The sequence below is a fragment of the Caballeronia sp. LP006 genome (genome assembly GCF_031450995.1).
Taxonomy (GTDB): Bacteria; Pseudomonadota; Gammaproteobacteria; order Burkholderiales; family Burkholderiaceae; genus Caballeronia.
In genome coordinates, this window is the sequence record NZ_JARTVW010000005.1 from 745,161 (window position 1) to 762,574 (window position 17,414).

The following is a 17,414-nucleotide window of genomic DNA, read 5'->3' on the forward strand; positions in this document are numbered from 1 at the left end:
TTACGATTGAATCAAGGAGTTGAACGATGAAGCGATATGGCGTTGAAGGCGGCAAGGGACAAGGCGGCGCGCATATGCCGTTTGCACGCGCGGTGGAGGCCGATGGCTGGCTCTTCGTGTCGGGCCAGACGCCGATGGAGAACGGCGAAGTGATCAACGGCGGAATCGTCGAGCAGACGCACAAGGCAATTCAAAACGTGATCGCCATTCTGACGGAAGCGGGATACGGCACGGAGCATGTCGTGCGCTGCGGCGTCTGGCTGGACGATCCGCGCGATTTCGCTTCTTTCAACAAGATCTTCAAGGAGTACTTCGGCGCGAATCCGCCGGCGAGAGCTTGCGTGGTGTCGTCAATGGTGATCGATTGCAAGGTCGAGGTGGATTGCGTGGCTTATAAGAAGGCGTCGGCTTGAACATCAATGCGGCTCCGGGAAGTCGGAGCCGCATTGACGAGCTTCACTGCCGCGCCAACCGCGCATTATCCGGCATCGGCAAATTGAAATTCGTCCGGAACGGATTGATATCCAGCCCGCCGCGCCGCGTGTAACGCGCGTACACCGCGAGCCTTTCCGGCTGACATTCCCGCATCACGTCCATGAAAATGCGCTCGACGCATTGCTCGTGAAAACCGGTATGTCCGCGAAACGAAATCAGATAGCGCAGCAAACCCGCGTGATCGATCTGCCCGCCGTAGTAGCGAATCTGCACGCTGCCCCAATCCGGCTGTCCCGTCACCGGGCAATTCGACTTCAGCAGATTCGAATACAGCGTCTCGTCGACGGGTGCTTCGCCATGCGTCGCGCTTAACAGTGAAGGATCGGGCATATAGATGTCCGTATCCAGATCGAGCCTGTCGAGCGACAAGCCATCGAACTCTTCCATCGCGAGCTTGCCGAAATCTGCCGGCGCGGCAAGTTGCACCGATACGGTCGCTCCGCAGATCGCCGATACGTCGCGCTTGATGGCCGCGCGCACGTCGTCGATGGAGTCGAACTTCGTCTGCGCGAACGAGCCAAGGTAAAGCTTGAACGACTTCGATTCGACGATATTCGGCGAATCCGCCGGCACGAAGAACGTCGCCACCGCGATCTGCGGCTTGCCGCGCGCGTTCAGCCACGAAAGCTCGTAAGCGTTCCAGATGTCGGTGCCGAAGAACGGCAGCCGCACGCCGACGCCGATGGCATCGCGCGCGCTCTTGCGCTCTATCGGAAACAGCAGCGACGCATCGTACTGTTCGGTGTAGTGGACGGGCTTGCCGAGCGGAGATTGTTCGGGTGTCATGTTGCGTTCGCTATGCCGCTGAGAACATGCCCTGTCGGACTCACGCCGCGGGCCGATTCACAATGGCGAATTTGATCGTCGAAGAAAAAGTCGGGCTCGAATTCACGCAGGAATTCGCCCTTGTCCAGACCGCCCAGGAACATCGCTTCGTCGATTTCGATGTCCCACGCCATCAACGTCCGGATCGCGCGCTCGTGCGCGGGAGCGGAACGCGCGGTGACGAGCGCGGTGCGGATATGCATGGCCGCCTGCTCGCCTTCATTCGCGGCGGCAATGCGTTGCAGTTTGTTCAGCGCTTCGAGCAGCGGCTTCAACGGTCCGCCCGGCAGCGGCAGATCTTTCTTGTTCGTTTCATGGCCGACGAAGGCCAGCAAACCGTCGGCCTGAAACACGCGCTCGGCTTCATCGGAGAAGAGAACGGCGTCGCCATCGAACGCAATGCGAATTTCATCCGCGTAACGGCTCGCTGCGCGCGGCGTTTCCGGCAGCACGCGCGCGGCGGGAAAACCGGCGGCGAGCGCGTCGCGTACATCGTCGGGATTCGCCGATAAAAACAGCGACGCACGCAGCGGTTTCAAGTAGCTGAAGGGCGAACGGCCGCGCGTGAACACGCCGCGTTCGATCGCCAGTCCATGCTCACGGCACGAATGGAACGCGCGCAGGCCGCTGATAGGATCGCTGCGCGAAAGAATCACTACTTCCACGCGCTGCTCGCCCGCATTGAGCGCGAGCAGTTTGCGAATGAGCCCGAACGCCACGCCCGGTTTCGCGGGATTGTCCAGCCGCGAGCGTTGCAGCGCTTCGTAACGTGCGAGATCGCCCGCCTCGAACACGCTGTTTTCTTCCTCGAAGTCGAAGAGCGCGCGCGACGAAATCGCGACGACGAGCTTGTCTTCGAGCGTGAACTTGGACATGAAGTCTCGACTTACGCCAGGAACAGCTTGTAGACGGGGTTCTGCTGCTCGTCCCACCACGGATAACCGAGCGTCGCGAGAAAGCGCTCGAACTCGGCGTTATCCGCCCGCGGCACCTGAATGCCAACGAGAATCGAGCTATAGTCCGCGCCTTGATTCCGATAGTGGAACAGGCTGATGTTCCAGTCCGGCGCCATCGACGAAAGGAAGCGCATGAGCGCGCCCGGCCGCTCGGGGAATTCGAAACGCAGCAGGCGTTCGTCATGCGCGAGCGGCGAATGGCCGCCGACCATGTAGCGGATGTGCTGCTTCGAGAGTTCGTCGTGCGACAGATCGACCGTCGCGAACCCGTGCTCGATGAACGCCGAGCGCATCTGCACCGTCTCGTTGCGCGACTTAATCTGCACGCCGACGAAGATATGCGCGGCCGCCGCATCCGCGATACGGTAGTTGAACTCGGTCACGCTGCGATCGCCGACGAGTTCGCAAAAGCGTTTGAAGCTGCCGCGTTCCTCGGGAATCGTCACCGCGAACACGGCCTCGCGCGCCTCGCCCACTTCCGCGCGTTCCGCCACGAAGCGCATGCGGTCGAAATTCATGTTCGCGCCGGAAGTCACCGCGATCAACGTCTTTCCTTCGATACCTTCGCGTTCCGCATAGACCTTCGCGCCCGCCACCGCGAGCGAGCCCGCCGGTTCGAGCACGCTGCGCGTGTCCTGGAAGACGTCCTTGATGGCGGCGCAAAGCGCGTCGGTATCGACGGTGATGACTTCATCGAGCAACTCGCTGCACAGGCGGAAGGTTTCCTCGCCGACGAGCTTCACCGCCGTGCCGTCCGAAAACAGGCCGACTTCGCTCAAGGTAACGCGCTCGCCCGCCTCGATGGATTGCGCCATCGCGCAGGAATCCTCGGTCTGCACGCCGATGACCTTGATCTCCGGCCTGATCGCCTTGACGTACGCCGACACGCCCGCCGCCAAGCCGCCGCCGCCGATCGGCACGAAGATCGCGTGAATCGGACCTTGATGCTGGCGCAGGATTTCCATGGCGACGGTGCCTTGTCCGGCGATCACGTCGGGATCGTCGAACGGATGGACGAAGGTGAGGCCGCGCTCTTCCTGAAGCTGCACGGCGCGCGCGTAGGCGTCGCTATACGATTCGCCCGCTAGCACCACTTCGACGGTCGAGCCGCCATGCGCGCGGATCGCGTCGATTTTCACTTGCGGCGTGGTCGTGGGCACGGCGATCACCGCGCGACAGCCGAGCCGCGCCGCCGACAAAGCCACGCCCTGCGCATGATTGCCCGCCGACGCCGTAATGACCCCGCGCGCCAGAACGTCGGCGGGCAGGTTGGCCATCTTGTTGTAAGCGCCCCGAATCTTGAAGGAGAACACCGGCTGGTTGTCCTCGCGCTTGAGGTAGACGGCGTTATGCAGGCGCGCGGACAGACTGCGCGCGGGTTCGAGCTCGCTCTCGCGCGCGACGTCATAGACTCGCGCGGTCAGCACTTTCTTCAGGTAGTCGGGATGTGTCATGCGTCGAAATCGTCGCGCAGGCCGGCCGCGCGCTGCTTTTTTGAGGGCGAAAGCATGAATGATAGCGCGGAAGAAGCAGCATTCCGGCTATGACGCCTTATCGCCGACCGACCGGCCGGGAGTAAAAGCGCGGAAAATGCCCGAAACATGTCGTGAACGGGCACGCAAATGCCCCTTCTGCCTGCTAGCCGTCACGAACGGCCTTTTTCGCGATGGGTTAGAATTTCGTTTTACAAATCAGGATCGGCAGATGCACTGGCAGCTTCGGATCGATTTACTGGCGTATGTCCCCCGCGAGCTTCACGCTGCGGCGGAGCGGCATGCGCGCCATGCGCGATCGTGGCGTTGATCCGGGCACATTGAAGGCGCCGTGTCGCATCTGGCTCGTCATTACATCCGTGTCATTGCCGGATTTGCGCGATGCGGCGGCCTTCCTACAGAACAGTCTCATCCAAAAATCTGCGCCCCCACGCGCATCGCCGGTGACTTTGCGCTTCCTGACGCGCTCGCCGGCTCACCGAACCGTCGAACATGAACGCACCTCAAGCCTTCGATCCGAACGGCGCCCATGCCGCCTTGCCGCTCGACGTCGAGCCCCGTCTGCGCGAAATTCCCTATAACTACACGTCGTTTTCCGATCGCGAGATCGTCATGCGGCTGCTCGGCGACGAAGCCTGGGCCGCACTCGACGAACTGCGCGGCGAAAGACGCACCGGCCGCTCGGCGCGCATGCTGTACGAAGTGCTCGGCGACATCTGGGTCGTACGCCGCAATCCGTATCTGCAGGACGATTTGCTCGACAACCCGAAGCGTCGCGTATTGCTCGTCGAAGCGCTGAATCATCGACTGGCTGAAATCGAAAAGCGCCGTAACGCCGATCTATCGCAACACGGCGACGACGCAGGCCAGGAACGCGCCGCACGCGTGCAACTACTGGTCGCGGCCGCGCGCCGCGCCGTGGACGACTTCTCCGCCGAATTCGGCCGCATGGCCGAATTGCGCCGCCGCGCGTCGCGCGTGCTGGGCAAACAGACGCAGAAGGACAACATCAAGTTCGACGGCCTGTCGCGCGTTTCGCACGTCACCGACGCCACCGACTGGCGTGTCGAATATCCGTTCGTCGTGCTCACGCCGGACACCGAGGCGGAGATCGCGGGTCTCATCAAGGCGTGTTTCGAGCTCGGCCTCACCGTGATTCCGCGTGGAGGCGGCACGGGCTATACCGGCGGCGCGATTCCGCTCACGCCGTTTTCCGCGGTCATCAACACGGAAAAGCTCGAACAACTCGGGCCGGTGGAGATGACCGATCTTCCGGGCGTCGATCACAAGGTCGCGACCATTTTCTCCGGCGCGGGCGTGGTCACGCGGCGCGTCACGGAAGCGGCGGAGCAGGCGGGCTTCGTGTTCGCCGTCGATCCGACATCGCTCGATGCATCGTGCGTCGGCGGCAATGTCGCGATGAACGCGGGCGGCAAGAAGGCAGTGCTGTGGGGCACGGCGCTCGACAATCTCGCCTGGTGGCGCATGGTGGACCCGGAAGGCAACTGGCTCGAAGTCACGCGCCTCGAACATAACTGCGGCAAGATCCACGACATTCCGGTGGCGCGCTTCCGGCTCGACTGGTTCGACGGCACGCGCGCGCCCGGCGAAAAGCTCCTGAAAACCGAGGCGCTCGATATCGCCGGCCGCACGTTCCGCAAGGAAGGGCTCGGCAAGGACGTCACCGACAAGTTCCTCGCGGGCTTGCCGGGCGTGCAGAAGGAAGGTTGCGACGGGCTCATCACGTCGGCGCGCTGGATTCTGCACAAGATGCCCGCGCACACGCGCACCGTCTGTCTCGAATTTTTCGGCCAGGCGCGCGACGCCATTCCGAGCATCGTCGAGATAAAGGATTATCTGTTCGAGACGTCGAAGGAGGGCGGCGCGATTCTCGCGGGACTCGAACATCTGGACGAGCGCTATCTGCGCGCGGTCGGCTATGCGACCAAGAGCAAGCGCAACGCGTTTCCGAAGATGGTGCTGATCGGCGATATCGTCGGCAACGACGCCGATGCCGTCGCGCAAGCCGCCTCCGAAGTCGTCCGCATGGCGAATGGCAAGAGCGGCGAAGGCTTCGTCGCGGTGAACGCCGAGGCGCGCAAGCGCTTCTGGCTCGACCGTTCGCGCACGGCCGCCATCGCGAAGCACACCAACGCGTTCAAGATCAACGAAGACGTGGTGATCCCGCTCAATCGCATGGGCGAGTACACGGACGGCATCGAGCGCATCAATATCGAGCTGTCGATCAAGAACAAGCTGCAACTGGTCGACGCGCTCGAGGCGTTCTTCAAGACCGGCAAGCTGCCGCTCGGAAAGAGCGACGACGCGAACGAGATTCCGTCCGCCGAATTGCTCGAAGATCGCGTGCAACAGGCGCTCGATTTGATGAAGCGCGTGCGTGAGCGCTGGACTTTCGTCGGCGACAAGCTCGACATGTCCTTGCGCGAGGCGCAGCACTATCTCGTGAATCTCGGCTACGAAGGGCTCGCCGAGAAGTTCGCGGATCGCGTCGATACCCAGCCGGATGCGAGCGTGTTCCATGTCGCGCAAGACCGCACCGTGCGCATCTCATGGAAGACGGAGATTCGCGGTGAATTGCGCCAAATCTTCAACGGCGGCGAATTCAAGCCGATCCTCGACGAAGCGCAGGCCATCCACAAGCAAGTGCTGCGCGGCCGCGTGTTCGTCGCGCTGCACATGCACGCGGGCGACGGCAACGTGCACACCAACATTCCGGTCAACTCCGACAACTACGCGATGCTGCAGGACGCGCATCACGCGGTGGCGCGCATCATGAAGCTCGCGCGTTCGCTGGACGGCGTGATCTCGGGCGAGCACGGCATCGGCATCACGAAGCTGGAGTACCTGACCGATGACGAAATCCGCGATTTCCGCGATTACAAGAAGCGCGTCGATCCGCAGGGGCGCTTCAACGCGGGCAAATTGCTCGAAGGCGCGGACTTGCGCAACGCGTACACGCCGAGCTTCGGCCTGATGGGCTATGAGTCGCTCATCATGCAGCAGTCGGATATCGGCGCGATTTCCGAATCGATCAAGGACTGCCTGCGCTGCGGCAAGTGCAAGCCCGTGTGCGCGACGCACGTGCCGCGCGCGAACCTGCTCTACAGCCCGCGCAACAAGATTCTCGCGACTTCGCTGCTCATCGAGGCGTTCCTGTACGAAGAGCAGACGCGCCGCGGCGTGTCGATCAAGCATTGGGACGAATTCAACGATGTCGCCGATCACTGCACGGTCTGCCATAAGTGCGTGACGCCGTGCCCGGTGAAGATCGATTTCGGCGATGTCACCATGAACATGCGCAATCTGCTGCGCAAAATGGGCAAAAAGAAGTTCAACGCGGGCAACGCGGCGGGCATGTTCTTCCTCAACGCGACGAATCCGCAGACGATCAACGTCGCACGCACCGCGATGATGGGCGTGGGCTACAAGGCGCAGCGTCTGGGCAACGACATCCTCAAGAAATTCGCGAAGAAGCAGACGGCCAAACCGCCCGCGACGGTCGGCAAGCCGCCGGTGGTCACGCAAGTGATCCACTTCATGAACAAGAAGATGCCGGGCAATCTGCCTAAAAAGACGGCGCGCGCGCTGCTGGATATCGAGGACAACAAGATCGTTCCGATCATCCGCAATCCGCAGAAAACCACGGTGGATTCGGAAGCCGTGTTCTATTTCCCCGGTTGCGGTTCCGAGCGTCTGTTCTCGCAGGTCGGGCTCGCCACGCAAGCCATGTTGTGGGAAGCGGGCGTGCAGACCGTGCTGCCGCCGGGCTATCTGTGCTGCGGCTATCCGCAGCGCGGCGCGGGACAGTTCGACAAGGCCGAGAAGATCGTCACGGACAACCGCGTGTTGTTCCATCGCGTGGCCAATACGCTGAACTATCTGGATATCAAGACCGTGGTCGTGTCGTGCGGCACCTGTTACGACCAGCTCGCGGGCTATGAATTCGAGAAGATCTTCCCGGGATGCAGGATCATCGACATCCACGAGTTCCTGCTCGAAAAGAACATCAAGCTCGATGGCGTGAAGGGCACGCGCTACATGTATCACGACCCGTGTCATTCGCCGATCAAGACGATGGACCCGGTCAAACTCGTCAACGAGCTGATGGGTTCGCAGCAGGACGGCTACAAGATCGAAAAAAATGATCGCTGCTGCGGCGAGTCGGGCACGCTCGCGGTGACGCGGCCGGACATCTCCACGCAAGTGCGCTTTCGCAAGGAAGAGGAAATGCGCAAGGGCGCGGCGAAGTTGCGCGGCATTCCGCTCGTCGCGGAGGCGGGCGCGAACGCCATCAACATGGCGAACGCCTCGGCCGGTGCGGCGGGCGCGCAGCCGGGTTCGGTGCTGAAAGCGGGCGATGGTCCGCAGCCGGACAATGCCGTCACCGACGTCAAGATCCTCACGAGCTGCCCGTCCTGCCTGCAGGGTTTGTCGCGCTACAACGAGGACGCCAACACCGAGGCGGATTACATCGTCGTGGAAATGGCGCGCAAGGTGCTCGGCGAGAACTGGATGGAACAGTACGTCGAGCGCGCGAACAATGGCGGTATCGAGCGCGTACTGGTGTAATAGCGAAATCAGGTTTCGATTCGCTAGAGGTTTGAGATGGACTGTGTGTTTTGCCGTGAAGACGGCGGCGAGGTACTGTGGGCGGACGACGCATTGCGCGTCGTCCTCGCCGATGAGGCCGACTGGCCCGGCTTGTGCCGCGTGATCTGGGGCGCGCATATCGCCGAGATGTCGGATCTGCAAGACGACGACCGCGCGCGCTTGATGACCGCCGTCAACTGCGTCGAGCGCGCCCTGCGGCGCATTCTCGTGCCGGAGAAGGTCAATCTGGCGAGTCTCGGCAATCAGGTGCCGCACGTGCATTGGCACGTCATTCCGCGCTTTTCCAACGATTCCCGCTTTCCCCTGCCCATTTGGGCGCCGCGTCAGCGCACCGTTTCCGAAGCGCAGCTTTCGAAGCGCCGCGCGCAGGCCACCTTGCTGCGCGAAGCCGTGCGCCATGAGCTGAATCAGGTCTTCGGCTCTCCATAAGACAACATCATCAAAAGCCAGGGCTCCCCATGAGCGGACTCACTTCCACGACGCCGATTCCCACCGGCGTCGTCGTGCATTCGAAATCCCGCGTGCTCGAACTGCAATATGCGGACGACACGTCGTATCGCGTGCCATTCGAACTGCTGCGCGTTTATTCGCCTTCCGCCGAGGTTCAGGGCCACGGTCCCGGCCAGGAAACGCTACAGACCGGCAAGCGCGATGTCACGCTGATCGGCGTCGATGCGGTCGGTCACTACGCGCTGCAGCTGAACTTTTCGGACGGGCACAATACCGGCATCTATTCCTGGGACATTCTTCACAAGCTGGCGACGCGGCAGGACGATTTGTGGCGCGAGTATCTGGCGAAACTGGAAGCTGCCGGCCTCGACCGCGACGCGCCCATGACGGCGAAGGCGTCCGGCGGGCATTGCCACTAAACTCGAACTCAATCCAAATACGCGGCATAACGCCGCGGACCCGGCGCGATGCTTGCGCGGGTACACGACAAACGACAGGCGAGGAATCAGCGCGATGAGCAAGACCCACTTCGGATACGAAACGGTCGACGAGCAGGACAAGGCGAAGAAAGTGGCGGGCGTGTTCCACTCCGTCGCGGGCAACTACGACTTGATGAACGACCTGATGTCCGGCGGACTGCATCGGATCTGGAAGCACTTCACGATCGGGCAGGCGCGAGTGCGGCCGGGCTACAAGGTGCTGGATCTGGCAGGCGGCACGGGCGATCTGGCGATGGCTTTCGCAAGGCAAGCGGGCGAAAGCGGCGAAGTCTGGCACACGGACATCAATGAATCGATGTTGCGCGTCGGGCGCGACCGCTTGGTCGACAAAGGCGTGATTACGCCCGCGCTCCTGTGCGACGCCGAGAAGATTCCTTTCCCAGACAATTATTTCAATGTGGTTACAGTCGCCTTCGGTCTACGCAACATGACCCACAAAGACCGCGCGCTTGCAGAAATGCAGCGTGTGCTAAAGCCCGGTGGCCGTTTGCTAGTTCTGGAGTTCTCGAAGGTTTGGGAGCCGCTGAAGAAGCCGTACGATATCTACAGTTTCAAGATTTTGCCGTGGCTTGGAGAGAAAGTCGCGAAGGATGCGGACAGCTATCGCTACCTTGCGGAATCTATCCGCATGCATCCGGACCAAGAAACTTTAAAAACAATGATGGAACAAGCTGGCTTGGATCGAGTCGAATATTACAATTTGTCAGGTGGCGTGGTAGCGTTACACGTCGGGACCAAATTTTAGTGTTCCACTCTTAATAGGATTCGAAATGTCCGATTCGCGCATACCCCAATCCCGGGGTTTCCTGAGCAGCATGTTCAGGAAGGCCGGAATCTTGGCGCTCGCTGGCGTTATCACGGTTGGCGCAATCTACACTGAAGATGCAGATGCCCGTCGCATGGGCGGCGGCCGCAGCATGGGCCGTCAGTCGGCAACTGCCACCCAGCAGCATCAGGCGACGCCGCCGTCACAGTCCATGCAGCAAGGCCAGGCCGCGCAGGCTCAGCGCGCACCGGCCGCGCCCGCCGCGGCGGCGGCCGCGCAACCGGCACGCAACCGCTGGCTCGGACCGCTCGCAGGTTTGGCGGCGGGTCTCGGCATCGCGGCGCTGTTGTCGCACTTCGGCTTGGGCGAAGCCTTCGCCGGCGCCATGGCCAATATGATCATCATCGGCTTGATCGTGCTCGCGGCCGTTATGCTGTTCCGCTTCTTCATGCGCCGCCGTCAAGCGAATCAGGGCAACACGCCCGCATACGCCGGCGCTTCGGGCGCGGCGTCGCCTTACGGCGCAATGGCGCGTACCGACTTGAACCAGGAGCCGCCGCAAACGCCGCGTTCCACGAGCCTCGGCGCGACTTATATCGATTCGCCGAACCAGCCGCCGGTGACAAACCCGAACGTGCCGGCCGGCTTTGATACAGAAGCGTTCGTGCGCAACGCAAAGGTCTACTTTGTGCGCCTGCAGGACGCGTGGGATCGCGGCAATGTCAACGACATCCGTGAGTTCACGACGCCCGAAATGTTCGCCGAAGTGAAACTCGACGTCGATGCGCGCGGCAGCACGCCAAACCGTACAGACGTCGTGCAACTCAATGCCGATCTGCTCGGCGTCGAAGACCGTGCGAACGAGTATCTGGCAAGCGTGCGTTTCCACGGCCTCATTCGCGAGTCCGAGGGTTCAGCGGCCGAACCGTTCGTCGAAGTGTGGAATCTCTCGAAGCAGAAGACGGGCAACGAAGGCTGGCTGCTGGCAGGTATTCAGCAAGTCAGTTGAGTTGTCGATCCAATTGCGCCCGGTCGAAAGACCGGGGGCGGCGGCCGGTATCACGCCGGTTGCGAAGGTAGAATAGAAACCCGCGCCGGTCACCGCTGGCGCGGGTTTTTTCATCTCAGAGCCGATGACGAACGCAGACGAATCCGCCCGTTTTGCAGTAAATCCTGCCTTCAAGACCGCATCCGGCGCCTTCTCGGCCGTGGTGAACCATCTGCTCGTGCGCGAGCCGTGGGCGCTCGAACGCGTCAAGCCTTACGCCGGCAAGTGCGTCAAGCTGACTTGCGGACCTGTTCCCATCGCGCTCGTGGTGCAACCGGGCGGTCTCTTTGCCGCGACGAGCGAAGGTGAAGCCGGGCGTTTCGATGTCACCATCGCGGTTCCGCTCGACGCGTTGCCCGCGTTCCTGCAAGGCGGCCAGGCGGCCGTGATGAAGCACGTTCGAATCGAAGGCGATGCCGAATTCGCCACGACGCTCGCCAAACTCGCCGAAAACTTGCGCTGGGACCCGGAAGAGGATCTGGCGCGCGTCATCGGCGACGCGCCCGCGCATCGCGTCGGGCGAATCGCGCGGACGGTTCAGGAGCAGGCGCAACGCACCGGCCGCAATCTGCTGGATACGGTCGCCGAATATCTGCTCGACGAACGTCCGCAACTCGTACGCAAAAGCGCCCTCGACGGTTTCAACGCCGAGCTTTCCGCGACGCGCGACGCCCTCGCGCGCCTCGAAAAGCGCATCGAAAGACTGGAAAGACGACAACCGGAACGCGGCGCCTCAGCGCGGCCCGGTGGCGAGTCCGTGCGCGACTCGCGCGAATAACGAGCTGAAGCGAAGCCGAATATGCGTTTTCTGCGTTTCCTCAAAATATTCTTCACGATTGTCCGCTTCGGGCTCGACGAGCTGGTGATGAGCGGCATCAACGATCGTCGCGTGCGCTATCTCATGCGCATCACGACGTTCGGCCGCAAATTCGAAGTGGCGCGCGGCATCCGGCTGCGCCTCGCACTGGAAAGTCTCGGCCCGATCTTCGTCAAGTTCGGTCAGGTGTTGTCGACGCGGCGCGATCTGCTGCCCGTCGATATCGCGGATGAACTCGCCAAGCTGCAGGATCAGGTTCCGCCCTTCGATTCGGCGGTGGCAATGGAGATCATCGAAAAATCGCTGGGTGCGCCTATCGAAGTGTTGTTCGACGATTTCGAGCGTGTGCCGGTGGCGTCGGCTTCCATCGCGCAAGTGCATTTCGCGAAAATCAAGCACGGCGAGCACGCGGGCAAGTCGGTCGCCGTGAAGGTGTTGCGCCCCGGCATGCTGCCGGTGATCGATTCGGATCTCGGCTTGCTGCGCGATGCCGCGACTTGGGCCGAACGCCTGTGGCCGGACGGACGGCGGCTGAAGCCGCGCGAAGTCGTCGCCGAATTCGACAAGTATCTGCACGACGAACTCGACCTCATGCGCGAAGCCGCCAACGGCAGTCAGTTGCGGCGCAATTTCGCGGGTCTCGATCTGCTGCTCGTGCCGGAAATGTACTGGGATTTGTCCGCGCCCACGGTGCTCGTGATGGAGCGCATGGTCGGCGTGCCGATCAGCCAGGTTGAAACGCTGCGCGCGGCGGGCGTCGATATTCCGAAGCTGGCGCGCGAAGGCGTGGAGATTTTCTTCACGCAAGTGTTCCGCGACGGCTTCTTTCACGCCGACATGCACCCCGGCAATATCCAGGTGAGTCTCGATCCGGCAACCTTCGGGCGCTATATCGCGCTGGACTTCGGCATCGTCGGGGCGCTGTCGGACTTCGACAAGAACTATCTCGCGCAGAACTTTCTGGCGTTCTTCAAGCGCGACTATCATCGCGTCGCCACGCTGCACCTGGAATCCGGCTGGGTGCCGCCGAGCACGCGCGTCGAGGAACTGGAAAGCGCGATCCGCGCCGTATGCGAGCCGTACTTCGATCGCGCGCTCAAGGATATTTCCCTCGGTCAGGTGTTGATGCGGCTTTTCTCGACGTCGCGTCGTTTCAACGTCGAGATTCAGCCGCAACTCGTGCTCTTGCAGAAGACGATGCTGAACGTCGAAGGCCTGGGCCGTTCGCTCGATCCTGAACTCGATCTGTGGAAGACCGCGAAGCCGTATCTCGAACGCTGGATGAACGAACAGATCGGCTGGCGCGGCTGGTACGAACGTCTGCAGTTAGAAGCGCCGCAATGGAGCAAGACCATTCCGCAGTTGCCGCGCCTGATTCATCACCTTCTGGCCGAGCATCACGACGCGCCCAAAGGCAGCAGCGACGAAACCATGCGCCTCTTGCTCGCGGAGCAAAAGCGCACGAACCGCTTGCTGATTACGCTGCTCGCGGTCGGACTCGTAGCCATGGCGGGTGCGGGCGTAGTTATCGCCCAGTTGTGGCTGGGGCACGGCGGATGAGCGATCCCAACGTCCCAACTTTCGATCATCGCGATCCCAATTCGCCTGATTTCTGGGACGAACGCTTCGACCGGCGTTTCATGCCGTGGGATCAGGCGGGCGTTCAGGAGGCGTTCAAGGCGTTTGCGTCGTCGCGCGCTCTGCACAATGTGCTGATTCCCGGTTGCGGCAGCGCGTACGAGGCGCTTTATCTGGCCGAGCGAAGCTGGACGGTGCGCGCGATCGACTTCTCGCCGGTCGCCGTCGCGACGGCACGCGCGCAACTGGGCGCGTACGGAAAAAACGTCGAAGAGGCGGATTTCTTCGCTTATCAGCCGCCGTTTTCGCCCGCGTGGATCTACGAGCGCGCGTTTCTTTGCGCGCTGCCGAAAAACCGCTGGGCCGATTACGCGCAGCGCATGGCCGATTTGCTCGAACCCGGCGCGCTGCTCGCGGGCTTTTATTTCCTCGGCGCGACGCCGAAAGGTCCGCCGTTCGGCATCGAACGCGATGAACTTCACGCGCTTCTTACGCCGCGCTTCGAACTCATCGACGAGCGGGAAGTTCGAGACTCCATTCCCGTATTTGCCGGACGCGAACGCTGGATGACCTGGCGGCGCGCTTGAAATTCGGCATCGACGCCTCCATTTAGCGGCAGGAAGTCGTAGCCGGAAACTCCCGAAAATCGCGGGTCAAAATCCGTTTGCGGCTATAATTCAAGGCTTTGCAAGCGTCGACAGATCATTGTAGGGATAGCACCATGCCGATTTACGCGTACCGCTGCGCCTCCTGCGGCCACGAAAAAGACGTGCTTCAGAAAATGAGCGACGCACCGCTCACGCAATGTCCCGCTTGCGGACAGGCCACGTTTTCGAAACAGGTCACTGCCGCCGGATTCCAGTTGAAGGGATCGGGCTGGTATGTCACCGATTTTCGCGGCGGCAATAACGGCGGCAAGGCCAAGGACGCGGCGGCGCCCGCCAAATCGGAGAACGGCTCTTCGGATGCGCCCGCGGCTTCGTCGGAAGCTGGCAGTTCAGGCAATGCAAACGCTTCGAATGACGCCGGCGCGAAGGCGTCGTCCTCAGAAGCGTCGAAGCCCGCAAGCAGTACGCCTTCTTCCGGCACATCCACGTCGGGCGCGGCCTGAGCGGCTGAACGCAAGAGCGCGGCCATTGCGCGATATGCATGCCGTCCGGCATCTCCGGGCGAATATCGCTGTCGCGCTCGTCGATTCGGGCATCCGCCAGCCGTTTCGAACTGAAACGGTGCAACCTTCGGCTAAGACCTTAGCGACTACAACGTGACGACAAAAAAGACTACGCTGAAATCCGTGTTTCTGACTGGCCTGCTCGTGCTGGTGCCTTTGGCCATCACGCTGTGGGTGCTCGGCCTCGTCATCGGAACCATGGATCAGACGCTGCTCCTGTTGCCCGAATCATGGCAGCCCGAGCGCATCTTCGGTTTCCATTTGCCTGGACTGGGCGCGGTACTGACTATCGCGTTCATTTTTATCGTCGGCTTGCTGACGCAGAACTTCATCGGGCAGAAACTCGTATTGTGGTGGGACGCCATCGTGCGCCACATTCCGGTGGTCGGCCCGCTGTACACGAGCGTGAAGCAAGTGTCGGACACGCTGCTCTCGTCGAGCGGCAATGCGTTTCGCAAGGCGTTGCTCATCGAATATCCGCGCAAGGGCTCCTACACCATCGGGTTCCTGACGGGCATTCCGGGTGGCGACGTCCTGAATCATCTGGAGGGCGATCACGTGAGCGTCTATGTGCCGACCACGCCGAATCCGACCTCCGGCTTTTTTCTGATGATGCCGAAAAGCGAAGTCGTCGAACTGGATATGACCGTCGACGCCGCACTGAAGTACATCGTCTCGATGGGCGTGGTAGCCCCGGCGCCGAGCGCACCGATCCCGGTCGCGCCTGCCCGCCGCCCCACCGAGCCGCCGATGTAATGCCGGCACGCGCGCCAAACGTGAGTCAGTCAGTCAATCAAGAACATGACCACAGCGCGCGAGCCGTTGATCAACGAACAACGAAAGACACAAACATCATGTCGATGCGATCTGAATACTGCGGTCTGGTGACCGAGGCCCTGCTGGGCCAAACCGTTTCGCTGTGTGGCTGGGTGCATCGCCGCCGCGATCACGGCGGCGTTATCTTCATCGACTTGCGCGATCGCGAAGGGCTCGTTCAGGTCGTCTGCGACCCGGACCGCGCCGATATGTTCAAGGTGGCCGAAGGCGTGCGCAACGAGTTCTGTGTGCGCGTTCAGGGCGTGGTGCGCAACCGTCCGGAAGGCACGATCAACACCAATCTGACGAGCGGCAAGATCGAAGTGCTGTGCCACGAGCTGACCGTGCTGAACGCATCGGTCACGCCGCCGTTCCAGCTCGACGACGACAACCTCTCCGAAACCACGCGCCTCACGCATCGCGTGCTCGATCTGCGTCGTCCGCAGATGCAGAAGAACCTGCGTTTGCGTTATCGCGTGGCGATCGAAGTGCGCAAGTATCTCGACGCACAAGGTTTCATCGACATCGAAACGCCGATGTTGACCAAGAGCACGCCCGAAGGCGCGCGCGATTACCTGGTGCCGTCGCGCGTGAACGCCGGCCAGTTCTTCGCGCTGCCGCAATCGCCGCAATTGTTCAAGCAATTGCTGATGGTCGCGAACTTCGACCGTTACTACCAGATCACCAAGTGTTTCCGCGACGAAGACCTGCGCGCCGACCGTCAGCCGGAATTCACGCAGATCGACTGTGAAACCTCGTTCCTGACGGAACAGGAAATTCGCGATCTGTTCGAGAACATGATCCGCCACGTCTTCAAGGAGACGATGGACGTCGCGCTGCCCGAGAAATTCCCGGTCATGCTGTACTCAGAAGCCATGCGTCGTTTCGGCTCCGACAAGCCCGACCTGCGCGTGAAGCTGGAATTCGCGGATCTCACCGACGCGGTGAAGGACGTCGACTTCAAGGTGTTCAGCATGCCCGCCAACTCGAAAGACGGCCGCGTGGCCGCCTTGCGCGTGCCGAAGGGCAGCGAACTTTCGCGTGGCGATATCGACGGCTACACGGAATTCGTGCGTATCTACGGCGCGAAGGGTCTTGCGTGGATCAAGGTCAACGACAAGGCGCGTGGTCGTGACGGCCTGCAGAGCCCGATCGTCAAGAACCTGCATGACGCAGCGCTCGCAGCCATTCTCGAGCGTACCGGCGCGCAAGACGGCGACATCGTTTTCTTCGCGGCGGATCGCGCGAAGGTCGTGAACGACAGCCTCGGCGCGCTGCGCCTGAAGATCGGTCATTCGGAATTCGGCAAGTCCACGGGTCTGCTGGAAACGGGCTGGAAGCCCCTGTGGGTGATCGACTTCCCGATGTTCGAATACGACGAAGGCGAGAACCGTTACGTGGCCGCGCATCATCCGTTCACGAGCCCGAAGGACGAGCATCTCGAATATCTCGAAACCGATCCGGGCCGCTGTCTCGCGAAGGCGTACGACATGGTTCTAAACGGCTGGGAAATCGGCGGCGGCTCGGTGCGGATCTTCCAGGAAGACGTGCAGAGCAAGGTGTTCCGCGCGCTCAAGATCGGCGCTGAAGAAGCGCGCCTGAAGTTCGGCTTCCTGCTCGACGCGTTGCAGTACGGCGCGCCGCCGCATGGTGGCATTGCGTTCGGTCTGGATCGTATCGTCACGCTGATGTCCGGCGCCGATTCCATCCGCGACGTGATTGCGTTCCCGAAGACGCAGCGTGCGCAGGACTTGCTCACGCAAGCGCCGAGCGAAGTGGACGAGCGCCAGTTGCGCGAGTTGCATATTCGCTTGCGTCAGCCGGAGCAGAAGGCGCAGTAACCCGCGTTCGCTACAGCACGATGAAG

Annotated in this window: 15 protein-coding genes; 12 read left to right on the plus strand and 3 right to left on the minus strand. The window is 61.7% G+C overall.

What is annotated here, in order from left to right; translation table 11 throughout:
* Window positions 1-26: 26 nt before the first annotated feature.
* Entirely contained in the window at window positions 27-413 is a 387-nt protein-coding gene (locus P9250_RS20230) for a RidA family protein (protein WP_244826950.1), read from the plus strand.
* A 43-nt stretch (window positions 414-456) separates the two neighbouring features.
* Here the strand turns inward: P9250_RS20230 and queF are convergent, their stop codons facing one another.
* The 3 genes from queF to ilvA are packed head-to-tail and all read right to left on the minus strand — an operon-like array spanning window position 457 to window position 3,730.
* Window positions 457-1,281, minus strand: a complete 825-nt coding sequence (queF, locus tag P9250_RS20235; RefSeq protein ID WP_310394813.1) for an NADPH-dependent 7-cyano-7-deazaguanine reductase QueF — start codon at window positions 1,279-1,281, stop codon at window positions 457-459.
* Complete coding sequence (locus tag P9250_RS20240; protein WP_250462936.1) at window positions 1,278-2,195, minus strand: 5'-nucleotidase; 918 nt, start codon at window positions 2,193-2,195, stop codon at window positions 1,278-1,280. Before P9250_RS20240 ends, queF begins: the two co-directional genes overlap by 4 nt.
* 11 nt (window positions 2,196-2,206) lie before the next feature.
* The gene (gene ilvA / locus P9250_RS20245) at window positions 2,207-3,730 is read right to left on the minus strand and encodes a threonine ammonia-lyase, biosynthetic (protein WP_244826954.1); all 1,524 of its coding nucleotides are present in this window, start codon (window positions 3,728-3,730) and stop codon (window positions 2,207-2,209) included.
* A gap of 531 nt (window positions 3,731-4,261) precedes the next feature.
* On the opposite strand from ilvA, the gene P9250_RS20250 reads away from it, so the two are divergent.
* From P9250_RS20250 to aspS, 11 genes are all read left to right on the plus strand, one after another.
* Window positions 4,262-8,359, plus strand: coding sequence for an FAD/FMN-binding oxidoreductase (locus P9250_RS20250; protein WP_250525365.1), 4,098 nt, complete (start codon window positions 4,262-4,264; stop codon window positions 8,357-8,359).
* A gap of 36 nt (window positions 8,360-8,395) precedes the next feature.
* Window positions 8,396-8,830, plus strand: coding sequence for an HIT family protein (locus P9250_RS20255; protein WP_310394816.1), 435 nt, complete (start codon window positions 8,396-8,398; stop codon window positions 8,828-8,830).
* Between the two features lie 29 nt (window positions 8,831-8,859).
* Window positions 8,860-9,270 carry a gamma-butyrobetaine hydroxylase-like domain-containing protein gene (locus tag P9250_RS20260; RefSeq protein ID WP_244826957.1) on the plus strand — a complete coding sequence of 137 codons (411 nt, stop codon included), beginning with the start codon at window positions 8,860-8,862 and terminating at the stop codon, window positions 9,268-9,270.
* 94 nt (window positions 9,271-9,364) lie between these two features.
* On the plus strand, window positions 9,365-10,096 hold the full coding sequence (ubiE, locus tag P9250_RS20265; RefSeq protein ID WP_310394818.1) for a bifunctional demethylmenaquinone methyltransferase/2-methoxy-6-polyprenyl-1,4-benzoquinol methylase UbiE: 732 nt from the start codon (window positions 9,365-9,367) through the stop codon (window positions 10,094-10,096).
* A 25-nt stretch (window positions 10,097-10,121) separates the two neighbouring features.
* Complete coding sequence (locus tag P9250_RS20270) at window positions 10,122-11,126, plus strand: Tim44 domain-containing protein (protein WP_244826959.1); 1,005 nt, start codon at window positions 10,122-10,124, stop codon at window positions 11,124-11,126.
* Window positions 11,127-11,250: 124 nt separating this feature from the next.
* Window positions 11,251-11,943 carry an SCP2 domain-containing protein gene (locus P9250_RS20275; protein WP_244826960.1) on the plus strand — a complete coding sequence of 231 codons (693 nt, stop codon included), beginning with the start codon at window positions 11,251-11,253 and terminating at the stop codon, window positions 11,941-11,943.
* A 21-nt stretch (window positions 11,944-11,964) separates the two neighbouring features.
* Window positions 11,965-13,542, plus strand: coding sequence for a ubiquinone biosynthesis regulatory protein kinase UbiB (gene ubiB, locus P9250_RS20280; protein ID WP_250462951.1), 1,578 nt, complete (start codon window positions 11,965-11,967; stop codon window positions 13,540-13,542).
* The gene (locus P9250_RS20285; RefSeq protein WP_310394821.1) at window positions 13,539-14,147 is read left to right on the plus strand and encodes a methyltransferase domain-containing protein; all 609 of its coding nucleotides are present in this window, start codon (window positions 13,539-13,541) and stop codon (window positions 14,145-14,147) included. The genes ubiB and P9250_RS20285 overlap by 4 nt, the downstream gene beginning before the upstream one ends.
* Before the next feature lie 134 nt (window positions 14,148-14,281).
* Window positions 14,282-14,671, plus strand: a complete 390-nt coding sequence (locus P9250_RS20290; protein ID WP_250491764.1) for an FmdB family zinc ribbon protein — start codon at window positions 14,282-14,284, stop codon at window positions 14,669-14,671.
* A 153-nt stretch (window positions 14,672-14,824) separates the two neighbouring features.
* Window positions 14,825-15,487, plus strand: coding sequence for a DUF502 domain-containing protein (locus P9250_RS20295; protein ID WP_244826964.1), 663 nt, complete (start codon window positions 14,825-14,827; stop codon window positions 15,485-15,487).
* 98 nt (window positions 15,488-15,585) lie between these two features.
* Window positions 15,586-17,388 (plus strand): aspartate--tRNA ligase, encoded by a 1,803-nt coding sequence (gene aspS / locus P9250_RS20300; RefSeq protein ID WP_250491765.1) that lies wholly within the window; start codon window positions 15,586-15,588, stop codon window positions 17,386-17,388.
* Window positions 17,389-17,414: the final 26 nt, after the last annotated feature.

Coding starts and splice junctions, on each gene's coding strand:
- P9250_RS20230 (WP_244826950.1), top strand. CDS start 27: ATGAAGCGATATGGCGTTGAAGGCGGCAAGGGACAAGGCGGCGCGCAT.
- queF (WP_310394813.1), bottom strand. CDS start 1,281: ATGACACCCGAACAATCTCCGCTCGGCAAGCCCGTCCACTACACCGAA.
- P9250_RS20240 (WP_250462936.1), bottom strand. CDS start 2,195: ATGTCCAAGTTCACGCTCGAAGACAAGCTCGTCGTCGCGATTTCGTCG.
- ilvA (WP_244826954.1), bottom strand. CDS start 3,730: ATGACACATCCCGACTACCTGAAGAAAGTGCTGACCGCGCGAGTCTAT.
- P9250_RS20250 (WP_250525365.1), top strand. CDS start 4,262: ATGAACGCACCTCAAGCCTTCGATCCGAACGGCGCCCATGCCGCCTTG.
- P9250_RS20255 (WP_310394816.1), top strand. CDS start 8,396: ATGGACTGTGTGTTTTGCCGTGAAGACGGCGGCGAGGTACTGTGGGCG.
- P9250_RS20260 (WP_244826957.1), top strand. CDS start 8,860: ATGAGCGGACTCACTTCCACGACGCCGATTCCCACCGGCGTCGTCGTG.
- ubiE (WP_310394818.1), top strand. CDS start 9,365: ATGAGCAAGACCCACTTCGGATACGAAACGGTCGACGAGCAGGACAAG.
- P9250_RS20270 (WP_244826959.1), top strand. CDS start 10,122: ATGTCCGATTCGCGCATACCCCAATCCCGGGGTTTCCTGAGCAGCATG.
- P9250_RS20275 (WP_244826960.1), top strand. CDS start 11,251: ATGACGAACGCAGACGAATCCGCCCGTTTTGCAGTAAATCCTGCCTTC.
- ubiB (WP_250462951.1), top strand. CDS start 11,965: ATGCGTTTTCTGCGTTTCCTCAAAATATTCTTCACGATTGTCCGCTTC.
- P9250_RS20285 (WP_310394821.1), top strand. CDS start 13,539: ATGAGCGATCCCAACGTCCCAACTTTCGATCATCGCGATCCCAATTCG.
- P9250_RS20290 (WP_250491764.1), top strand. CDS start 14,282: ATGCCGATTTACGCGTACCGCTGCGCCTCCTGCGGCCACGAAAAAGAC.
- aspS (WP_250491765.1), top strand. CDS start 15,586: ATGTCGATGCGATCTGAATACTGCGGTCTGGTGACCGAGGCCCTGCTG.